The organism is Thioclava sp. PTB-PU3-1, from assembly GCF_055666785.1.
Genome location: NZ_JBVNVL010000009.1, coordinates 1 through 21,425 on the forward strand (window position 1 = coordinate 1; position 21,425 = coordinate 21,425).

At 57.8% G+C, this 21,425-nt stretch carries 17 protein-coding genes and 1 pseudogene; 6 read left to right on the plus strand and 12 right to left on the minus strand.

The features are described from left to right. Positions 1 to 88 precede the first annotated feature (88 nt). The 3 genes from tnpA (at position 89) to tnpC (ending at position 2,513) form a co-directional block, all read left to right on the plus strand. Positions 89 to 526: an IS66-like element accessory protein TnpA gene (tnpA, locus tag ACZ7GB_RS18245; RefSeq protein ID WP_472158834.1), complete on the plus strand. Its 438-nt coding sequence runs from the start codon at positions 89 to 91 to the stop codon at positions 524 to 526. Then, positions 523 to 876, plus strand: coding sequence for an IS66 family insertion sequence element accessory protein TnpB (tnpB, locus tag ACZ7GB_RS18250; protein WP_472158832.1), 354 nt, complete (start codon positions 523 to 525; stop codon positions 874 to 876). The genes tnpA and tnpB overlap by 4 nt, the downstream gene beginning before the upstream one ends. Before the next feature lie 71 nt (positions 877 to 947). Continuing rightward, complete coding sequence (tnpC, locus tag ACZ7GB_RS18255; protein WP_472158831.1) at positions 948 to 2,513, plus strand: IS66 family transposase; 1,566 nt, start codon at positions 948 to 950, stop codon at positions 2,511 to 2,513. 16 nt (positions 2,514 to 2,529) lie between these two features. Here the strand turns inward: tnpC and ACZ7GB_RS18260 are convergent, their stop codons facing one another. Both ACZ7GB_RS18260 and ACZ7GB_RS18265 read right to left on the minus strand, forming a co-directional pair. Continuing rightward, positions 2,530 to 3,159 (minus strand): caspase family protein, encoded by a 630-nt coding sequence (locus tag ACZ7GB_RS18260; RefSeq protein WP_472159867.1) that lies wholly within the window; start codon positions 3,157 to 3,159, stop codon positions 2,530 to 2,532. Continuing rightward, positions 3,156 to 3,731 carry a hypothetical protein gene (locus ACZ7GB_RS18265; RefSeq protein WP_472159869.1) on the minus strand — a complete coding sequence of 192 codons (576 nt, stop codon included), beginning with the start codon at positions 3,729 to 3,731 and terminating at the stop codon, positions 3,156 to 3,158. The genes ACZ7GB_RS18260 and ACZ7GB_RS18265 overlap by 4 nt, the downstream gene beginning before the upstream one ends. Positions 3,732 to 4,364: 633 nt before the next feature. Here ACZ7GB_RS18265 and ACZ7GB_RS18270 point away from each other — a divergent pair. After that, positions 4,365 to 7,658, plus strand: coding sequence for an AAA domain-containing protein (locus tag ACZ7GB_RS18270; RefSeq protein ID WP_472159870.1), 3,294 nt, complete (start codon positions 4,365 to 4,367; stop codon positions 7,656 to 7,658). 362 nt (positions 7,659 to 8,020) lie between these two features. Here the strand turns inward: ACZ7GB_RS18270 and ACZ7GB_RS18275 are convergent, their stop codons facing one another. After that, the gene (locus tag ACZ7GB_RS18275) at positions 8,021 to 8,278 is read right to left on the minus strand and encodes a hypothetical protein (RefSeq protein ID WP_472159872.1); all 258 of its coding nucleotides are present in this window, start codon (positions 8,276 to 8,278) and stop codon (positions 8,021 to 8,023) included. A gap of 26 nt (positions 8,279 to 8,304) precedes the next feature. Then, positions 8,305 to 8,559, minus strand: a complete 255-nt coding sequence (locus ACZ7GB_RS18280) for a hypothetical protein (RefSeq protein WP_472159873.1) — start codon at positions 8,557 to 8,559, stop codon at positions 8,305 to 8,307. A 262-nt stretch (positions 8,560 to 8,821) separates the two neighbouring features. Between ACZ7GB_RS18280 and ACZ7GB_RS18285 the strand changes: the two are divergent. Continuing rightward, a pseudogene (locus tag ACZ7GB_RS18285) lies at positions 8,822 to 9,127 on the plus strand (transposase); the annotation flags it as partial. A gap of 67 nt (positions 9,128 to 9,194) precedes the next feature. Then, positions 9,195 to 10,712: a hypothetical protein gene (locus ACZ7GB_RS18290; protein ID WP_472159874.1), complete on the plus strand. Its 1,518-nt coding sequence runs from the start codon at positions 9,195 to 9,197 to the stop codon at positions 10,710 to 10,712. Between the two features lie 379 nt (positions 10,713 to 11,091). On the opposite strand, the gene ACZ7GB_RS18295 is transcribed toward ACZ7GB_RS18290, so the two are convergent. The 8 genes from ACZ7GB_RS18295 to ACZ7GB_RS18330 form a co-directional block, all read right to left on the minus strand. Further along, positions 11,092 to 13,452 (minus strand): DUF262 domain-containing protein, encoded by a 2,361-nt coding sequence (locus ACZ7GB_RS18295; RefSeq protein WP_472159875.1) that lies wholly within the window; start codon positions 13,450 to 13,452, stop codon positions 11,092 to 11,094. After that, on the minus strand, positions 13,449 to 15,248 hold the full coding sequence (locus tag ACZ7GB_RS18300; protein ID WP_472159876.1) for a DUF262 domain-containing protein: 1,800 nt from the start codon (positions 15,246 to 15,248) through the stop codon (positions 13,449 to 13,451). The genes ACZ7GB_RS18295 and ACZ7GB_RS18300 overlap by 4 nt, the downstream gene beginning before the upstream one ends. 757 nt (positions 15,249 to 16,005) lie before the next feature. Further along, complete coding sequence (locus tag ACZ7GB_RS18305; RefSeq protein WP_472159877.1) at positions 16,006 to 17,142, minus strand: ATP-binding protein; 1,137 nt, start codon at positions 17,140 to 17,142, stop codon at positions 16,006 to 16,008. Next, complete coding sequence (locus tag ACZ7GB_RS18310; protein ID WP_152845338.1) at positions 17,139 to 18,149, minus strand: ATP-binding SpoIIE family protein phosphatase; 1,011 nt, start codon at positions 18,147 to 18,149, stop codon at positions 17,139 to 17,141. The genes ACZ7GB_RS18305 and ACZ7GB_RS18310 overlap by 4 nt, the downstream gene beginning before the upstream one ends. Beyond that, on the minus strand, positions 18,146 to 18,565 hold the full coding sequence (locus ACZ7GB_RS18315) for an ATP-binding protein (RefSeq protein ID WP_246832064.1): 420 nt from the start codon (positions 18,563 to 18,565) through the stop codon (positions 18,146 to 18,148). Before ACZ7GB_RS18315 ends, ACZ7GB_RS18310 begins: the two co-directional genes overlap by 4 nt. Next, complete coding sequence (locus tag ACZ7GB_RS18320; RefSeq protein WP_232621759.1) at positions 18,558 to 18,902, minus strand: STAS domain-containing protein; 345 nt, start codon at positions 18,900 to 18,902, stop codon at positions 18,558 to 18,560. Before ACZ7GB_RS18320 ends, ACZ7GB_RS18315 begins: the two co-directional genes overlap by 8 nt. Positions 18,903 to 18,912: 10 nt before the next feature. Then, entirely contained in the window at positions 18,913 to 19,788 is an 876-nt protein-coding gene (locus ACZ7GB_RS18325; protein WP_078523189.1) for an STAS domain-containing protein, read from the minus strand. A 280-nt stretch (positions 19,789 to 20,068) separates the two neighbouring features. Continuing rightward, complete coding sequence (locus ACZ7GB_RS18330; protein ID WP_078572209.1) at positions 20,069 to 21,424, minus strand: TRAP transporter large permease; 1,356 nt, start codon at positions 21,422 to 21,424, stop codon at positions 20,069 to 20,071. Between the last annotated feature and the right edge of the window lies 1 nt (position 21,425).

Genomic DNA, 21,425 nt, shown 5'->3' on the forward strand with positions numbered 1-21,425 from the left:
CGTAAGCGCTTTGCCGCCCCCCTCCTGCCGCTCTGGGATCATCTGTGGGAGTCCTGTGCCGAGATGAGGCATAGGAGAGGACGGCAAAATGGACGGCTCTTTAGGCAGCTCAGCGGATGGCTACGCGGGCAGGATCGAGATTTACGAGGGCCGGTCGGGCCGGCGAATGCGGAGCGAGGCGGAACGGGCTCGGATCGCGGCGGAAAGCATGGCGCCCGGAGCGAAGGTGGCGGATGTCGCACGGCGACATGACGTGACCCGCTGGCAGGTCTACGATTGGCGCAAGAAGTTGATGGCCGGGGCGCTGGCTCTGCCCGCTGGGGCAACTGACGAACCGATGTTCGCGGCGCTTGTCGTGGAGCCGAAGCCGGCTCGGCCTGCATCCATCCCGAAAGGGTGCGGCAGTGCGATCAAACCCGGCAGGATCGAGATGGTGGTCGACGGTGTGACCCTGCATGTGCCGCCGGATATCGACGACGCGCAATTAACCCGGATAATCCGCGCGATCCGGGCGGCATCGCAATGATCTCGCCGGCTGGTGGGCTGCGCGTCTATGTGGCCACGCGTCCGACCGATTTCCGAAAGGGCATGGATGGTCTGGCGCTGTTGGTTCAGGAGGCGATGGATCTCGATCCGTTCAGCGGCGCGGCCTTTGTATTCCGCGCCAAGCGCGCGGACCGCATCAAGGTGCTGGTCTGGGACCAGACCGGCATCGTGCTGATCCACAAGCGCCTGGAAGGTGCGAAATTCGTCTGGCCCAAGGCGCAGGAGGGTGTGATCAAGATATCGCCAGCACAGTTCTCGGCATTGTTCGAAGGGCTCGACTGGCGGCTTGTTCGCCCCGAGCGTGTGCGGCGACCAGACTTGGCGGGGTAGGAGCTGCGGCAGAATGACTCGGGGATGATTTGTCGGTGGCAGGGCGCCGCCCCGTGTGCTTGATCGCAGTCATGACCGACACCGCTCTGGCCGAAGAAAACGCACTTCTGAAAGCCCGCCTCGCCGAGACCGAGGCGGCGCTTGTCGATGCGGTCGAGTCGCAGCGACGACTGGAAAGCATCGTCAGCGAACTGCGGCGGGAGAAGTTCGGGCGGAGATCCGAGAAGCTCGATCCGGAGCAGTTCAATTTGCCGCTCGAAGATGTTGAACTGGCGCAGGGTGTGCTGGAGGCGGCGCAGGAGAAGGCGCGACGCGCCCTGAAGGGACAAGGCGCTGCCGAGAGCGGCAGGCCGAACCGAAACCGGGGTCACCTTCCAAAACATCTGCCCCGGATCGAACGGATCATCGAACCCGAAAGCACCCTCTGCCCCTGCGGTTGCGGCGAGATGGCCAGGATCGGCGAGGACGTTTCCGAGCGGCTCGACGTGGTTCCGGCCCAGCTCCGCGTGCTTGTCACCCGCCGGCCCAAATATGCCTGCCGGCGCTGCTCCGGCACGGTAGCGCAGGCCCACGCCCCGGAACATGTCGTGCCCGGCGGGTTGCCCACAGAGGCCCTGATCGCGCAGGTCATGGTGGCCAAGTTCGGCGATCATCTTCCCTTCTACAGGCAGGCCGAAATCTATACCCGGCAGGGGATCACCCTGGACCGGGCCACGCTCGGCAACTGGGTGGGACGCGCCTGTTTCCACCTGCGTCCGATCGCCGATCACCTGAAGGAGCGGCTGAAAGGTGCGGACCGGATCTTCATGGACGAAACAAGAGCACCGGTGCTCGACCCCGGGCGACGGAAGACGAAGACCGGTTACTTCTGGGCCATCGTTGCCGATGATCGGGGGCACGGTGGCGCAGACCCTCCCGTGGTGATGTTCCACTACGCGCCCGGCCGCGGTGCCGTGCATGCACTTCGATTCCTTGAGGGCTATCGCGGGCGGTTCGTGCAATGCGACGGCTATGAAGCCTATGACAAGCTCACCAAGGTCGACCGGCCTGAAGGCCCATGGACGCTCGTCCATTGCTGGACGCATGCGCGTCGGCGGTTCGTGAAGCGTCTGGAAAAAGATGGGTCGCCGATTGCCGAGGAAGCTCTGCGCCAGATCGCCGAGCTCTATGCCGTCGAAAAATCCGTGCGCGGCTTTGCTCCAGACGCCCGACTTGCTGCCCGGCGCGACCTCTCGGCACCGGTCATCGCCGCTTTCCGTCCCTGGCTCGAGGCACAGCTCTCGCGCATCCCGCGTTCATCCAAGTTGGCCGAGGACATCCGTTACACTCTGGCGCGCTGGCCCAGCCTCACGCGTTTCCTTGAAGACGGCCGTCTGGAGCTGGATACCAACCCGGTCGAGAACCAGATCAGGAAGATCGCTCTGACACGGAAAAACGCGCTCTTCGCGGGGCACGAGGTCGGAGCAGAGAACTGGGCATTGCTCGCGAGCCTGATCGCAAACTGCAAGATGTGCGACGTCGATCCGGTCAGCTACCTCTCCGACACCTTGCGCGCCTTGCTCGATGGGCATCCCAAAAGCCGCATCGACGCACTCATGCCCTGGAACTACCAGATCCCGTCAAGCATCGCCGCGTAGGGGATCGGCAAAACGCTTACATGGCAGCGCCCATGTCATCTAGGCTCAAGTACTCCTTTGAGACCTTGCAGTCTTTGGTCCCGTCAATGCAACTAAGCAGATAAGTTGTTCCAATACCTCCAGCGTCTGTCTCGCCCGCAGGACGGTCTGCTGCGCTTGCGGCAAAGATTGATATGCTTGCGCTCTGCGCTTTACCTAGCTGCGATGGCCGTAGAAGGCTTCCAAGGTCTGCGACCATGCCCGCAGCTTGGCACGCGTCAAGAATAATGTTGCTGTGCCTTGGTTGTGCATCGTTAAGTATTTGGAAAACTTCTGTTATTGGAAGCGCGGTCGCCATGAAGCGATCACAGTTGGCGTCAGTTCCACATAGCGCATAGGCCTCGTTGCTAACGCCGCCATGACCCGCAAAAAAGAAGGTGAACGTATCAACGTCACCGCCATAGGCCAGGTCTGCAATCTTTTGCGAGATTTGTTGCCTCGTCGGATCAAGCAGTAGGACAGACTGATCTGGATCGTGTTCACCACGTGAGGGATCAGTGAGCGCCGCAAACATAGACTTGGCATCAAACTCAGCGCCATTTAGCTGTCCAAGCCGCGGGTCAGTGTGGTTGGTCACTCCAACGCAGATACAAACTCTCTTGCTCATCCCTCTCGCCTTTCAAAGCGCCCTTTGCGGTCCGCTTCTTTTTGTGTAGCCTCCTCCAGCTTCTTGGCCTTTATCCCTTCAATTCGCTCGTGCAGCTCAGGCGGCGCTGCTTCAATCTCCTTCATGAGCTTCTCTTGTTGGCTGGGGTGAATGAAGAATGTTGGGAGGTTAAGGTTCCCTTCGTCATCAACCGACATCTCAATGCGCTCAAGCGATGCAGCAAATGCTTCGAGCTGGCTGTTGTGGTCCGCGGCGTTAACCACATTCCCAGTCTTTTGGGTCACCTCATTCATCTTGGAAAAGATCATCTTTTCAACGGACGAGTTCATCGCACGGGCAATTTCATTGGTGTGTTTGAAGGTGAGAGCTGGGTTGCCTTTGACTATGTCCGCTAAGGCAAGCGTGCTTTCCACGCTATGCTGCTCCATCTCGCCTGACTTGTCACCCAAGTCGTTCGCAGGAGACACCCAACGCTGTCCGTGCTGGAACGTCATCGTGTTGCTTGGATCTAGGTAGACTCCCTGTTGGCGCCGCACCAAATCCGCGATTTCTTCCATGAAGGACTTGGCCACCGCATCCTGCAGCCTTCCACTAACGAACGGTGTTCGCGGTTCTGACAAAGCTTGCATCCTCCAACTACTGCATATCGGTGAAGATATAGTGAAGCGTGCCATATTTTGAAGACCGAGGACTTGTTCTGAACGACAAGAAACACCCCAGGCTGTACGCAAATCTGCACACACCCCTATGTATCAGCAACGGTAGCTTCAGTCCGGATAGCCGCCATTCGCCTCGGGTGCAGCGAATGTCCGCTCTCCGCCCAGACCACCGGACCCGTCGCGAACGGCCCACACCGGACCTTCGCAGCAATCGCCATCGCCGAGGCTGCCCCCTCCCCCGGAACCTTACGTTGCCACCCCGCCGACCTGTCGCCCGGACCTCTGGTGAACAATCTTTGTCTGATATGGAACACGGCTGTTCCTCGCTGGTGAGACCAGTACTTGTCCTCCTTTTCCCGAAAGGCCAATAATCAGGGAAACTATGGGCAAGCTTAGGCAACGGCTCAGTTTTCTATCTGAGCAATTGTAACGAGGCGCTTCGTCATGTCTGCATCCCTTTCCAACGTCCTTCGGTATTGGCGGACATCGCTTGCAGATGGCGCACTCGGAGAAGGAACGTTTCGGGCCGCGGACCGAAAGCGCTTCATGGAACTGCCGAACGAGGCGCTTAAGACAGGATGCGTGCCAAATCAGCTTGTGCAGGCGCTGTTCCGTGGCATGGACGGCGCGGGCACCGTATCGGTTCGCTTTTGGCCCTTGGTGACTGCACGGAGGGGCTCGCATGTTGCCTCGCGCGCCGACGGCATGCCGGAGATTGTCGCCCCGGTGGTCACGGAGGGCTTTGTGGATCGGGCAGGACGACTCGTGCCGACGCGCAATGCCATAGCGCGCGATCTGCTGACACCCTTGCCCCGAGGTGCGTTTGCCCTCGGATCGGTGGAGGCGCTTGATGAATTCCTGACGACGACCCCCTTGCCAGAAACGACGACCGCCGACGGCTGGCAAGACTATCGCCAGCATTGCCGGCAGATGGTCGACGCGCTTTCGCCGGGTTGGCCCTCGAGGGAAACCGAATACCTGCCGACCGGGAACGGCTTCATCGAAGTGTCTGAAGGGGCCGATGCAACGGTGCGAGGGATGTTGGATCTCTATGACAGCCTGCTGGCTCAAGAACCGGATACGCCGCTTTTGCACCAGATCGGCTGCCCTGTCAGGTCCCAAAAGGAACCGGATGTGTCCATCGAGCAGGCGTACGCTCGGCGTCTTGGACATTCGAACCCGCATTTTCCGCTGGCCGAACACCAGCGGCAGGTGCTGGCATGGCTCGATGCCGCGGAACCTGGCGAGGTGATCGCGGTAAACGGGCCGCCCGGGACCGGAAAGACAACCATGCTGCTCTCGGCCGTGGCGGGGCTATGGGTGAAAGCCGCGCTCGACGGTGGTAACCCGCCGGTGATCGTGGCGGCATCTTCCAACAACCAGGCGGTCACCAACATCATCGACGCCTTCGGTAAGGATTTTGCCACGAGCGAGGGTGCATTCGCGGGGCGCTGGCTGCCGGACATCATGAGCTACGGGATGTTCCTGCCGTCGCATTTCCGGCGTATGGAAGCCGCGCAGCGCTACCAGACGGAGGCCTTTCAGGCGAAATGCGAGACTGTCGCCTACGTCGACCGCGCGAAAGCCGCGTGGCTGGAGGCCGCGAGAAACGCCTTTCCGGAGACCGAGGGGGCGGATGTCACCGGGTTTGTCGAAAGGCTCCGGCAAAGAATTATCGATAAGGTCAATAAACTCCGAAACCTCGATATGGCATTGGACCGCCGCCAATCCTGCGCTGCCGCCCTCTTGTCGGAACTCGGCGAAGATCCGGAAGCAGAGCAGGCGCGCCGCGCAGATACAGTCACCGTCAACCGCAAAGAAGCCGATCGATTGACGGAGGCACAGACGGCACTCACTCAGTATCTCGCCTCGGAATCCTGGCTCATTAGCACGTTCGGTTTCTTGTCCTCGGTCAAGCGCAAGCGCGGCTTGCGGGCGCGACTGGCCATTGGGGGGGATCTGGACCTGGTGCAGGACGTGACCTGCGTCGAGGATATCGAAACGCGTGTCACGTCTGCCTTGAGAGATCGCAAGAAGGCCCTATCGATCGCCGAACAGAGCCTGTCCCGCGCCGAAAGTCTGAGGGAACAGATGGTGGCAAGCGAATTGGAGTGGCGCAAGGCTGCGCAAAGCTTCGGAGATTCGGAGGACCTGAACGAACTGGAAAAGCAGGCGGACATCGGGACGCGTTTCGACCTCTTCCTGCTCGCGACGCACTATTGGGAAGGACGTTGGCTCATGGCGATGGAGGCCGATCTCGGCACGATCACCACGTCACACGAAAAGACCGGGCGAAAGGCGGTCGAGCCGCGCTGGAAGCGCCGCATGATGCTGACACCTTGCGCCGTGGCCACTTTCGCCAGCCTGCCTGGGAAACTTTCCTGCAGCCGATACCAGGGCGGCAAATTCGCGAGGGAAAGTCTGTACAACTTCATCGACCTCCTTATCGTCGACGAGGCCGGGCAGGTCCTTCCCGAGGTTGCCGGCGCCTCTTTTGCCTTGGCCAAACGGGCGTTGGTCATCGGCGACACGCAGCAGATCGAGCCGATCTCAGCGGTGCCCGGTCCGGTCGATATCGGCAATCTGAAAGACAGCGGATTGACCGATGGTGAGGAGGTGCTGGACGAACTCACCGTCAGTGGGATTCGGTCGACAACCGGCAGCGCCATGCGCCTCGCTCAACAGGCTTGCAAGATCTCCCCCTGGCCTGAACTGGACCGCGGGCTCTACCTGTTCGAACACCGCCGTTGCTATGACGAAATCATCGGGTTCAGTAACGCCCTGTGCTACAAGGGTAAACTGCGCCCGATGCGTGGCGTGGCACCGGCGGATGCGCCGCTTCCTGCCCTTGGCTATCTGCATGTTGAGGGTCGTGCTTTCACAAGTGGCGGAAGCCGCGCCAACCCCGTTGAGGCCCGCACCATCGCCGCATGGCTGGAGGATAGCCGCGCCTTGCTCGAAGGTCGCTACGGCCGCCCACTGGAGCAGGTGGTCGGAGTCGTCACTCCTTTTGGTCAGCAAGTGCGCGCCATCCGCGACGCGTGCGCCGCGCGTGGCATCACCGTCTCGGGACGTGAAGGTATGACAATCGGCACTGTACACGCGCTGCAAGGGGCTGAACGGCCCGTGGTGATCTTCTCGCCCGTCTATTCAAAACACGCCGACGGAGGGTTCATCGACGCCTCGCCCAGCATGCTGAACGTGACCGTCTCGCGCGCCAAGGACAGCTGCCTCGTCTTTGGCGACATGGATGTTCTCGCCACGGCCCGTAGCGGTTCGCCTCGTGCCTTGTTGTCCGAATTCCTGACCGCAAAAAGCAAATCTTTGGATTTTGCCATGGAACCCCGTGAAGACCTGGCACGAGGCGAAGCAGGGATCGAGATGCTACAGCAGGCCGCGGAGCATGACGCTTTCTTGCTGGAAGCTCTTAAAGGCGAAGGTAAGAGATATATGATCGTCAGCCCTTGGGTCGTTGCCGGAACCATCGAGAGGACTGGGCTGCTGGATGCCATGGCGACGGCACGCCAACGTGGAGCCGACATCGAGGTCTTTTCCGACCCGTTGCTGAACACCGGCCCTGCAGCGGGCGGGCTAAGCCAGATGGAAGCCGTCGAGCACAAGCTTGCGGAACTCGGCGTAGCGATGCACAAGGTTCCAAAGCTGCACAGCAAGATTGTGACGGTCGACAAGGAACTCCTTTGCGCCGGATCGTTCAATTGGTTGAGTGCGGATCGGAAAGGGCAATACGCCCGGCACGAAACCTCGTTTGTTTACCGCGGCAAACACCTGGAAGACGAAATCCAAACCATCCGCGACGGCCTCATGCAGCGCGCGAAGTAACTTCCGGCCCAGATGTATGTGTCGGCTGCTGTTCGCAATTGAGAAATTGACACGTTTTCAGAAAACCTCATATGTATCCGGCCTGTTGATCGGCTCGCGGGCCGTGGCCTTGATGCGGTTACGCACGCGCCGCGGTCTCATTAGCGGATAGGTCGTTATTGACCTTTACCGGGTTCTGCTGACCCGCGGGCGTGCCGAGACAGTGATCTACGTCCCAGTTGGCGAGGAGTCGGACGGCACCCGGAAGCCGAAAGAGTTCGGTGGTATTTTTGATGTTCTAGTCGACTCGGGGTGCCGCCAGCTGTCGTGACGATTGAGTCACCAGAAACGACCGCAGTAACCTTTTCGGATCATGATTGTGCCTAGGTCACGCGCATCAGTCTTGCGAGCAGGGCATGATCTTCATCAGTCATCGACGGTTCCGTCGTGATGCGGCCTTGTTTCTTAAGTGTAGAGAGCTCGATAGCAGCGTTCCTCAAGCTCTCGTATTGCTCTCTATCCATGATTGAGACCTCTTTGCCGCTATCGAGAGTGATGTCAAAGCGAAGCGGCTCTTGACTGTGATCTTGAAGTGCGCTGAGCGCTTTTGCGACAGGCTTAAACTGGTCGGGTTTGCACATATGCATCTCCTTTCTCCTAAACGAGATTAGTCCAAGGAGAGGCGTGCGTTCTGTTCTATCAGGGCCGCGAGAATGTCTTCCTCCGACAGATCATCGGACGTGCCGCAGACTTGGCGTGCAAATTCCTGCTCGGTCTCAATTAGGTCATGGTAGCGCGCGGCGCTTATGACAATAGCGCTGCAACCGCCGGGCAAGGGAAGTTCGGATGGATTTCGTGGATATTGTCGCAGGAATTCTTCGATTTGAGCCAGATCGGCGGGTTCATAATCGGAGTTCGACATCTTGGGTCCTTCTTGTCGTTCACTAGGTGGCCGGTGGGCGCCTCTATCCCAAGGCGGACTGCCGATGCTAGTCTATCCGAGGCCATTCATTAGCAAGTCTCTGATCCATTCGTCGATGGCGTTTTTGCTGGGGAGCGCTGTGCGCGATGGGCCGCTTTCTGGGGCGGTCCCGTGCTCAGGTGAACGGTGCGGTCGGCACGGCATCTCTGGTTTTAGACGCATATTCTCTGTATGTTCTTCGGCAGTGTAAACCGGGAAGAACACCGGCGCGGCGGCCCCTCTCGGTGACCTGCCCGCCGCAAAGGGGCTGTTCGCTGATCGAAGTCACGATGCGGACTGGTTCCGAGAGGCCCTGCAGGACAAGGGGATAAGGGCCTGCATCCCTAGTCGCAAGGCGCGCAAGGTCCGCGTCAAAGACGACAAGCGCCGATACAAACGTCGCAACCGGATCGAGATAATGTCCGGCAAGCTTAAGGATTGGCAACGCGTGGCGACCCGCTACGACAGATGCCCGAAGGTCTTTCTCTCTGCCATCGCGTTGGCCGCTACCGTGCTCTTCCGATTATGAGTCCTTAGCCTACGGGAAACACCTTGATCTTCTCCCCACAGTTTAGCAAGTTGCTTTAAAAAATTACTTGACTTGGGTCGACCTGAATAAAGATAAAGTAGCGAAAATGGAAATTCTAAAAAAGTGCATTGATTGGATTGAACTTAAGGAAAAAGCGAGAAAAAGAAAAACTTTAATAAAGATTATAGGGCTTGCATTGCTATCTACCGGAAGCTTCTCGCTAAATAGCCTGATAAAGGCGGGGGTGTTTTCGGGAACTTTATCTGAATTAGAAAAAGGTCTAATTTCTGAAATCTCGAAACACACTCCGACCTTTCTGGTTTCCGCGATGTCAAGTGATCCAATGCTTCTGGTGGCATCCATTTTATTTGTCGTGTGCCTCGTTGTGGTCAGCTGCGTCGCATTTTCTATATTTATTGATTCAATTCGAAATACTCGCCCTTCGCAACTCCCGTTGTCGCAGGCGTGCCGCCCTGGCCCCTTGGCTAGAGAGGCAATGGAAAGAGATGGCTTTTCTATGGGGGACCATGTTGTTTGTGGGGAAATCGTTGAAATCGCCCGAACGGCAAGGCTTTATTCCGACTTGTCAATCAGCGGCTGGAGGTGCTTGCGAGAAGATGGATCGACTGAAGTGTATATCAGAAATCGGCAAGCTACGAAGTTTAATCATAGGCAGATCTCAAACAATAGACAGGCGGAGGTTCAGGAACAAAACAACACGAAGTATAGCTTGATTGAAACCCCAGTAAACTTCTTGGACAGCGACGGATCTTTGATCCTTTCCGTTCAGCCCACTGATTACAATTCAACTAGTGCTGTTCAGAGGGAAATCAGGAAAAACCCTAGGTTTATTACCGAAAACGGTACGTTATTACCTGAGAAGCAAAGACATGCAAGCTCCTTATGCCTACACACATTAATACAGCTTTCAGATGGGCAGCTTCTATGTGTGCTTCGGTCTTCGAGCACTGGATATGCTTCAAACTCGATGAGCGTGACTTGCGAGGAGCAATTATCTCTTGAAGACATGCGACACGGCCCCTGGGAAGTGATGGGTAGCTGGTTTCAGCGCATGCTGTGTGAAGAAATATTTCCACTTGGCAGTTTGGACCAAAAGATAGTTTCCAAGAACTGGGAGAAGATAAAGTCTGTTGTGAACTGCTTTAATGTTATTTCTGTTTTCTATGAAGCAAACTACCTGAACTACTCTCTCTTTGGATACTGCAGCCTTTCACTGACGGAGCAGGGATTTCGTCATTTTTATAGAAGCCTCATTGGTGGCAACTCTCGTCGCGATATGGAGGGGCTGATATGTATCTTAACCGAAACGCAGGCTCTAAACTTTGCCCTAAACGGTGTCGCCAAGGCTAGGGATATATTTGGCGGAAAAGAGATTATCTTCGGCGATGATCAAGAGGTGCTAGCACATCCGTCCACCCTATATCGGCTCGTAATTTTTCTCACTGCCTCTGGCGCGTTACCGGGTAGGCCCGATGAAATCAGCGATAGACGGCTATCGTGTGAAGATCATATTGAAAAATTAAGGTTACAAGTTCAACGCCTTGCAGAGGCACATAATAAATAAGAGAGTTCCAATCTCCAACTCGCTATTTCTCGCGATGCTTCATATGTTAGCTCACGGAGGGTCCGGGCGAAACCCTTGGGAGTACTGACTTAGGCCCGATCCGGGCGTGGCCGCGGCAACATTCAATTGATTGGAAAGCTGAATAGGAATAATTTCTTACATACACCTATCTCCGGCGATCAAGCCGTAGGCTGTCAATCGGCCCGCAATCTTGACCCCCAATCGGCGCCCAAAATTGCCCGCCCTTTGGGACAACGAGTGCTGGCCCGATGTGGTGTCGACCAGGCGCAATCCTTTTCATACTGCTGATGCGTGAGCCTCACCGGGTGAAAGGATACCAATTCCAAATATTTTCATTCCTGACAGAGATTCGCGCCTTTCAATCTTTTTCTTTAAGCCATTCAGCCAACTTAAGGACTTGAGATTTCAGATCGCGAATCTCTCCAATCTTCGTCCAAAAATTCTCCTCATCCTTTTCAAATCCCAATTCCTCGAGAACTTCGCGTAGCTCACCCTTTGCCTTCTTTGGCTCGTGTAAATAGAGTTCATATTGATCAGGCGCTTGATACAAAGTCAGATAGAAAGTCAACGTCAGCCCCCTGAAGTCTCTTATGAAACAAAGTCCGGGCTCGTCATCCGTGGACGTCGATTCGTAATAGGTTGTTGAAAAGCCGTAGGGCATCAGGTTAGACGCTAAGCTGTCGCACAGACAGAAGGTGAAAAGTTCCGCATGCCTCCCGTTCATCTGCGTTTTTCTGAGAAGGTAGATACCCCCATCGTCTGAAAAGCGCATCATTCTGTAACTGCCGTAATCGTAGACCGACGGTGTTGCGAGGATCGCCTCACGCCACGGATCGATTTCCGATCCAGCTTCGATAACGTCGCGAAGATGAGACTGATATGTACCTTGGTCCGCGATATGGTCCCAGAGGGCTTTTAGAACATAGCTTGGTCGACCGCCTGCAGCTGCATTACGAAGCAGTCTCTTCCACCCCCAAGCCTCGTCGGATGACGTGGTCAGCAACGATCGATTTCTGCCGACATCCGGCAGGAAATCTCCGACCGCGAGAAGTGCGCGCTCCCAGAGCCGACCAGATCCAGTCGGATCTTTTACAAGGTCGTCGAACATCTTTGAGGCGCATGCTAGGTAATGTTCAAACGGTTCCACCAGTTCGTTTGCGGTAGCTGTCTCAAGGCGCTCAAGCTCGGCACCTACCTCACCAAGATTCAAGCCGCAGCACCGTAGCAAGAACCCAATTTGCCCCCGAAAATAGGTATGCTGTTCTGCCCGATCGAGCCGTTCTGGCCAGCCGCCGCCGAAACTGATGAGACGAGCTTTGATCCGCTCTTCTGCGACCTGCTCGCGGGAGAACCCTCTCACGTCGCCGTCCGAACTAGCGAGATGGTTTAGGATCTCGTTCATCCATGGCTTGAGGTCCTGGATACCCGCAAAGCTCCGACGCAGGTCTTCGGCGCGATTGTAATCGGTGTTGGTCGCGAGGTTGGAAACGACCCGCATCCATGCATCAAAAGCCGTGGAATCAAGCTCTCCGGGCGAATGGACAAGGAACTGGGTGTAACCGGCAAGCTGAGCAAGCTGTTGGAAGGTAAGGCTGGTCGGCTTGGTGAGTAGGTCCTGAAACAAAGCCTGCTCATTGAGATGCCGCGTATGGGGTAGATAGCAGCAAAACGTTTCGGGCCCCGCGCTCCACCGCTCCAGAAGGGTGATCAGCGCCAAGATCAGCTCCTGATCCAACCATCCCCTGTCGTGAAACCACGTATAGCTGCTAGCGTGTACCATGGAGCGAAGGTCGGCCAAATCAGCTGAGGTCGCAGCAGCTTCGGGATCCCTCGTCACCATGATCACTGCCCGAATTAGATTCATCATGGCGCCGTCGAATGTGGCAGTTTTCTTATTACGAAACGGCCAAAAAAAATCGGACCATCGCGTATCGATCCGATGAGAAAAGAAGTCTGCGAGTGGCGTCCCGTTGCAGAGGTCCGGTGGAGCCTCCTTGAACTGGAGTTCCAGATGCCTTTCGAAGCGTGCCTTGAATGTCTCGAATGGAGTTAGCGGTTTCCCACGCGCATTCATCTTGATGTACAGATCATCAGAGAGCTCAAACTGCTTAAGATCAAGAAGTTGGAATGTGATCGCGGGGGCCGTTTCGTCGATCAATCGGTCATAAAGGCCTGAGGTTTGCTGGAAGACCTCGTGCATCTTCTCCAACATTGATAGCGCAGCACGAACCGTTGGATCGAACCGCCAACTGCGAAAGTACCAAGGCTGATCAGTTATCATCTCTGCAAGCGCTTGGCATTCCCCGGCTGAGATATCCGGCACATAGTTAGCAAGGGCGTTGATGAAATCTCGACTACTGGGACGCACTTCGTAGCTAAAGCGGGACCGTCCTGATGTGACGATCCGACTGCGGAAATCTTCGCTGCAGCCGTCGACCCAAGCGAGATACCAGTGCAGCAGAAACAAAGTCGTGAGCCGCTGTTGACCGTCTAGCGGTTGGAAGGAGTCGTTTACTACGCTTCCGTAGACAAAGTCGAGATCGAGGGGCAGTGTCGGGTCTTCTCTAGGCAGGCATAGCGCATCATAAAGTGATTTGAGGAAATCGTCTCGGACGATGTGCTGGTCCGCCCGCCCTTGCGCGTAGTCTCGTTGGATGACAGGGATCTCGACACGTCCGTGACGTTCGATCAGCTTGCCGAAGGTGGTTCGCGAAGTCATCGGCTTGTCCCTGCTTGCCCAAGGAAGAATCGCGTCAGCGTTTCACTGATCGCATCTAGGTAGTCTTGTCCGTCTTGTTTGGTCCAAAACATGACATTGCCAACCGTGCAGCTGTAGCATTTTAGGAAGACGTTCCGAGTGCAGAGAGGGACGAAAATCCCGGACCTGTCGTTTTCCAGCAAAATGCTGCGCTTTACCGCAAAGACCGCATTTCGATAGCCGCGGTTTGTCCTCGAATCCAGCAGTGTCAGGTTTGCGAGGTCGTGGTCAGGGCCGTCCGTCGACTCGCTAAAGAACGATAGAATCTTGCCGTCGACTTCCTCGAAACTAGCCTGGCTCCCAGGATCAGAATCTGGGTCGAGGTAGGCTTTAATACTTTTTGCAAGCGCTTGCTCATCGTCTTCCTTGGCAGTGTCCAGGAATTTTAAGCAGTGGCGCAGCCATTCTTCCTGCTCTCGGGGGCGTGAAGGCCGTTCGTCGCTCACTGAGCGTATGTGTTCAATATCCCAAGACTCTCGCTTGAAACTATCGAACTGAAAACGGATGTTTGATCGCGGATTTTCAAGCAGCGTTGCCAAATTGAACAAAAGGAGCAAGCTCCGCACCTTGGGTGCATTTGCGTAGTCGACTGTACGGCAGAGATTGGTGATCTCTTCGTCAAGTTCATCCGCGGAAGCGGCCGATCGACCACTTCCAAGGACCAACCGATAGACTCGATCGCGAAGACGTTCGGAAAAATCGCGTTTGCTAAGTGCCCGGCTATCTGCGAGAAGTTCGCTAATCGTAGAAATACCACCACCGGTTTGATTCAGAACAAAACCGAGGACGTGGAAGAGGTACCGGTCTTCGTACCATTCCTCCAGCGCCATGAATATTTCCTTCACTTTGCGCCATTCGATCTCGGCACTTGGTTCTGCGCTCAACAGGTCTGAAAAATGGGAAAACACCGCGTAGTCTTCCCTGTTCAACGCATGGCCTTCCATCCTGGCAGCGAGACAAAAGATAAGGCTGATCCGGTTTGCGTCATCGAGGTCAGCGTTCTGCAGGAAGTACCAGACTGCATTATCCTGCAGCCGTTTTTCGATCTGATCCCACTCGTAAGCAATTCGTAATGAGAGATTGCCGGTGGCATCGTCCTGGGCGGCGCGGCGCAAAAACAAGGCGCGGATCAGTTCAGCCTCGGTGAGCGGTATCTTGCCTATGTTCAGTCGGGTAAAAGCCGCGACCGGGTCGTCATTGGGTGCCAGCTCGTACCAGATAACCTTCACGTTCCGACCGGCCTCATCATCGTTGAGCAGATGCTGCAGCAGCTTTAGGGCATGCATTTGATCTCGGCCGACAAGCCATTCCTCAATCGCTCGCCAAGCTTGGCAAATGTGGTAAAAATCTACGTTCTCGTTGGATCGCTCGAGATCAATTTCATCGAGAAAGGCACGGTCGCGCGTCTCGTAGTCAATGGAGAAGCGTTGTTTGCCAAGTAGTGTGAGGATTTCACTGCGGTGGGACAGCAGGATAAAGAGGGTTGTCAACCGCTGCTGCCCATCCACGACCTCGTATCGCCCGTCATCCAACTTCCGTACAACCAATGGCTGCAGACAGTAAAAGGATGTTCGGGGTTTCTCCTCACTGGCTTGGATAAAACCCCAAATATCATCAAGAAGTTGGGTAACCTGTAGTCGGTCCCAGCGATATCCACGCTGGTACGCGGGTATCCAGTAGCTCGCAGGGGAGCCGTCTTCATCAACGAGTAGCCTGCTGATTGATCTCAGCTCAATCGCCGCACTCTCAGACTGCATGATGCCCCACTCAAATTAATCCCTAATCAATAAGAATAAACGTACTGTACCGTCACGTTCATATCACTCGTATCAAGATGCCCGACCATCTGATCAAGGTCCAGCATCAAGCAATTTGGAACAGCCGCCATCCGGTTCGGCCTTCTGACACACGCCTAATTTTTTGACCGAGGCGTAAGGAAGCTAAAAGGTCTGAGTTATGAAATGTGCGTCCGCTTCTGCTCGCAGCCGAAGCCCTGCTACGTCCCTGCGAAGGACAGTTATCTTCGATCCACGGCAATTCATGCGCGGTGCAGCGAAGCCCCCCCCCCGATCCTAGCAGCCCGCAACTTCCTGTTCGTAAATGCACGCTTGCCCACTTACCCTCTACCAATCGACACAAAAGCTCAGCGTTTCGATCGAACGTGAAACCTTTCCAAAGAGCGTGTCACCAACTTCAACAAGTTATCAATAAGAGCAGCAAATTGTGCAGCAAGTTGAGCAGCAAATTGTGCAGAAAAATGAGCCACGAGGGACATTTCTCCACCCAACTATCTGATATATATAGGATCTAAGTTTGGCACATTAGCCCGAAATGGCTCCCTGTCTCTCCGCCACTTTCCTTTGTTGATCGACACATCAACACTCTGAAAGTGCGCAATCCCTAAAAATGCGTCTTTAATCGGACCCTCGGGCCACCCCTGCGCGGCTCATGCTCCTGCGTCCTTCGCCGTGCACCCTTCTGCACCGCGCGCGTCCCTGCGCCATGCCGCGACTGTCAGGCCTGCGCGGGGAACTCGATGCACACGCGCAGCCCATCGGTGCCATCCACGGTCAGGGTCGCGTCGTGCTGGAAGGTCAGCGTTCGGATCAATCGCCAACCCAGAGAATTCGACCGCTCCGGCCGCTCCGCATCCGAAGGCAAGCCGATGCCGTTGTCGGACACCACCAAGGCAATACCGCTTTGCACATCGCCGGAGACTTGGACGCGGATGGTCCCGCTATCCCTGCCGACAAAAGCATATTTGAACGCATTGGTGATGAGCTCGCCGATGATGAGCCCGATGTCGATGGCAAGCTTGCTGTCGAGTTGCAGCTCTGCGCAGCTCACCTCGATATTGGCGTCGAGGCTTCCGCCGCTGAAGGCGCGCTCCGAGGTCCTTGCGACTTCCGCCGCCATCTCGGCCAGATCGACCTTGCCGGTGTCGGTTCCGCGTTGCATCAACTCGTGGGCCTTGGAGAGCGCCCCGACGCGGACTTCGAGCTCGGTCAGAACCTGATGGGTTTCGTCCTGTTTGGCCCGCGACTTGCTCATGCGAATGAGCGCGGCGATGAGCGCCAGATTGTTGCCCGTGCGGTGGTGAAGCTCCTGCATCAGCAGGTCGCGTTCCGTGATCTCCTCGCTCAGCTCGCGGTTCTGCTCGTTAAGGGCCGCCGTCGGATCCTTAGCGCTGAGGGCGTCGAGCGCCTCGGTCGCCTGATCTACGAGCTGGGCGCCCGCTGGCAACACGGCTGAGGATAGGAAAACCGCATCGATGCGCGTGCCCTCATGGCCGGTCTGGACATCGAAACGCGTGGCGATCCGCTGCACGCCGCGAAGCCCCAGCCCCATCCCCGTCGCGGAAGACGGTGCGCCATCGGGCTGAAGGTGCTCCTTCGGGATGCCCCGCCCCTGATCGGTCACCAGAAGACCGAGCGCCGGTTTGCCGCTCGCCTCGGTGAGCGAGAAGGTCGCGCGGCCTTTCTGGCCATGCTCGATCGCGTTGCGCCCAAGCTCGACGACGGCTGTGACGGTCCTTGTGCGCTCGAAGGAGCTGAACTGCAGCACGCTGGTCAATGTCATTGCGACATCGCGCAACCGGGCGACGTCGGTGCTTTTCTCGAGGGTCACGGTGGTGAGCTTCGTCGTTTTCACTGCTCGCGCTCCCGGTTGATGCGCAAGACGACGATGCTGGCGTCGTCGCGTCCGCGGAAGGCCCGATCCAGCAGAAACCCGGCAATCAAGAGCGGGCTTTTCTTCAGCAGTCCGGGCGGAAAATGCGCCTCCCGCAGGGTTTTCAAACCGTCGCTATGCAGGATCACCATGTCCCCCGCCTCCAGTTGCACGACTTCCTCGTAGCCATGGGTCGCCGCGCCACCGATGCGGCCGTCCCGCACCGCCATCCGGCGAATGCCATTCGCGCCGACCAGCAAGGAAGAGATATTGCCAAGCGCCGCGTAGCGCAGCTCCATCTGCGGCTGGGCGATATGCATCAGCGCAGCCACCGCGCCGCGCCGCCCGACCAGCCGCTCGGTGATCTGGCGCATCAGTTTGCCCGGCTCGGACGAGAGCCCGCCCGCAGCGCCGGCGGCCTCGATGACTTCGCTGGCGGCTTCGGCGGCGGCTGGGCCATGCCCGAGGCCATCGCAGAGCAACACATCGGTCGCCCGCGGTGTCTGCCGGATCTGAAAGTCGTCGCCGCAGGTGACTTCATTCGGGTGGCAGACGCGCAGCCCCACCGCGTCGACGCCGCAATCAGCCCCGTCGCGTCGCCCGCCGAAAGTGCACACGATCGTCGTTCCGGTGTCGGGCGAGCTGAAGATGTCGAAGGTATCCGACAGGCGCACGATCGCCCCGAGCCCGAGCCCGGCGGAATCGGTGGAGCTTTCGCCGTCTTGGAACATCCGGTCGATATCCGCGATCCCCGGCCCGCGATCGGTGAAGATCATGTTGATGACATCGGCGCCGGGCTGCCGCACGAGTTCGATCAGGGCGCGACCGCGCTCTGCGTAGCGCAGGATGTTCGTCGCGGCCTCCGTGGCCACGATCGCGAGTTCGCCGACGCGTGTCTCGGGAAGACCGATCTCGACGCCATGACGTCGCGCAAGCCGCCGCACGACGGCCACGGCGCTGCGATCATCAATTTCGACCCACTGGTTCATAGCTTCACGCTCATGGAAACGGTTGTTCCTTTCCCGGGCGCTGAGTGGACCTCGAACCCATGTGAGAGGCGTTTGGCACCGCCAAGACCTTTGCCGAGCCCGCCCGCGGTCGTATAGCCCTCGGACATGGCCAGCGTCACATTTTCGATCCCCGGTCCCTCGTCCCGGCATTCGACGCGCAGATACTCGTTACGACCGTCGAGATAAATTGAAATCTTGCCGCCGCCACCGTGGACGATGGCGTTGCGGGTGATTTCGCTCACAGCCGTCGCGAACCGGGTGATCCGCACCGCCGACAGCCCGCGTTCCTTGAGAATTCGGGCGACCGCCTGGCGCGCGGCGACGACATCGCGACTGGTCGCGAGCGTTATCTCCGCAACCGCGGGTCTGCTGGATGTTTCGTTTGGATCAGGCACGCCGCAACTGAGTGAGTGCATGGGTCAGGCTGAGCGCCGTACGGGTCTCGGGCAGATACATGCCCAGCTCCACCAAGGTCACCGCAACCGCGGGCCGCATTCCCACAACGTAGGTTTCCGCGGCCAGCAGCTTGGAAATGCCAGCGAGCTGGGCAATGACGCGGCCGACGAAGGTATCGACGATCTCCAGCGAACTGATATCGAGGATCACGCCTTTGACGTTTTCCTTGGCGATCCGGTTCGACAACGTGTCCTGCAGCTCAACGATTTCCGTATCGGTGACGTCGTCCTGAATGGAGACGAGAAGCGCGTTCTCGACCAGGTTTATGGACGTCACACCCGACACGTCAGGAAACCTCGCTGGTTTTGATGACGTAGCCGACCTTCTGCAGGGCATCGGCCAGAGCCGTGCGGATGCTGGACCGGGTGGACACCGTGCCCACGTCGATGCCGAGCTGCACCATGGTCTGCGCGATCATCGGGCTGATGCCGCTGATGATGCATTCCGCACCCATCAGGCGCACGGCGGCCGCAGCCCGCAAAAGGTGCTGCGCCACCTGCGTGTCGACCGTGCCGACACCGGTGATGTCCATGATCACCACTTCGGCCTGCCGCTCGAGGATGGTCTCCAGCAGGTTCTCCATGACCTCCTGCGCGCGGGCGGAATCCAGCGTGCCGATCAGCGGTAGCGTGAGGACGCGGTCCCAAAGCTCGACGACCGGCGTCGAGAGTTCAAGCATTTCCTGGCGCTGGCGCTCTATGATCTGGTCGCGCTCGCCGATGAAGATCTCGTTGGTGTAGATCGCGAAGGCATCGACGAGACGCGTCACCATCAGCACGTCGCTGATGAGCTTGCCGCTTTCGATATCCGTCATCGCCTCGAGCCGTGTGAACAGCGGGGCTTTGAGGGCCAGAACGAAAGTCGCCATTTCGGTCGGCGTCACACCACGCCCGACGCGTTCCTTGCTCACATCTGCAAGGACGGCGCGCAGGTCTTCCCATTCGTCGTCGTCCAGGCTGAACTCTTCATTCACGACGCCCGCGCGGACACCTTTGGTGAAGGCTTTCAGAAGTTCCTGGTTCTGCGCACGGCTCTCGGAGTCGGAGAACAGGTCAGAGCGTTTCACGCCCTCTTTCACCTGAGTGCCAAGCCACTCCTCCACGACGCCGGAGAAATCGGATTCGAGGATGTTCAGGATATTTGCCGTCGCTGTTTGCGGCATGTGCAGGCACTCCAGTTCTTTTCAATACTGCAGGTAAGCCAATTAGCCGCGGTAAAGTCAACGGCTTGGACGGGTCGGTTGCCGCAACGGAGATTGATCCGGAGAAGTATCGCTCAAGATCCGAAAGTTGGTGGCAGACTTTCGCAGACGGTGATTTTCCTGCGTGAGGATACCCCGGGGCGCCCTACCGAGGCTGACGGCACGAACCTGAACCGACAGGCAAAAAAAGCCCCGCGCAGTGCGCGGGGCTTGTCATTTCTTCCGGTCCGGGTGCGAGCGATCAACCGTAGACCAGTTTCGGCAGCCAGATGATGATCTCCGGGAAGAACATGCACAGCAGCAAGCCCACCACCTGAAGCGCTAGGAACGGCAGCGCCGAGCGGAAGATGTCGCCCATCGGGATTTCCGGCGGCGCCACTCCGCGCAGATAGAACAGCGCATAGCCGAAAGGCGGCGACAGGAAGCTCATCTGCATGTTCACGAGGTAGAGCACCCCGAACCACAGCACGAGATCGTCGGGATCGCTCAGCCCGAAGGCCTCCGCCCCGAGCGCCTTCACGATCGGCACGAAGATCGGCACGCAGAGCAGCAGAATGCCGACCCAGTCGAGGAACATGCCGAGTATGATCAGCACGAGCTGCATGATGATCAGGATGCCCCACGGTCCGAGCCCGGTCGCCTGCAGCGCGTTCTGCACGAATTGCTGACCGCCTTCGAGCACGTAGAGCCCGACAAAGATCGTCGCGCCGAACATGATCCAGATGACCATCGCCGAGGCCTTGAGCGTGGTGACCGCGGCCTCGCGGATCGTCTGCCAGTCGAGCTTGCGGTGGATCGCCGCCACGATGATCGCGCCAAAGGTGCCGATGCCAGCCGCTTCCACCGGCGTCGCGACACCGGTGAAGATCACGCCCAGCACGATCACGATCAGCGAGATCGGCGCCGACATATTGCTCATCAGGCGGATCTTCTCCCGCCCCGTGATGCGTTCTTCCGGCGGGATCGGCGGACCCATCTCGGGGTTGATCGCGCAGCGGATCAGCACATAGGCCACATACATTCCCGACAGGAGAAGGCCGGGAATGACCGCGCCGATGAACAGCTCGCCCACCGATTGCTCGGCCACCACCGCGTAGATGATCGCGAGGATCGACGGCGGGATCAGGATGCCGAGCGTGCCGCCCGCCATGATCGAGCCCATCGCGATCTTCGCGTTATATCCGCGATCGAGCATCGCCGGCAGCGCGATGATCCCCATCGTCACCACCGCCGCCCCGATCACGCCCACCATCGCAGCCAGCACGGTCGAGGCAATGATCGTGGCCGCAGCGAGACCGCCGCGCACCCCGCCCAGCACCTTGTAGATGACGTCGAACATCTCGTTGATGATCCCTGCCCTCTCCAGCATTGACGCCATGAAGATGAACAAGGGGATCGCCGAGAGCTGATAGTTCGTCATCAGCGGGAAGATGCGGCTCGGCACGATGTTGAGCGCGCGTTCGTCGCCCAGCACGAACAGGAAGACACAGGCCAGACCGCCCGTGACGAAGGCCAGTGGAAGCCCTGCCATCAGCAGGACGACCAGCGAGCCGAACATGATGAGTGTCAGCCACTCAATTCCAATTTCAAGTCCCATC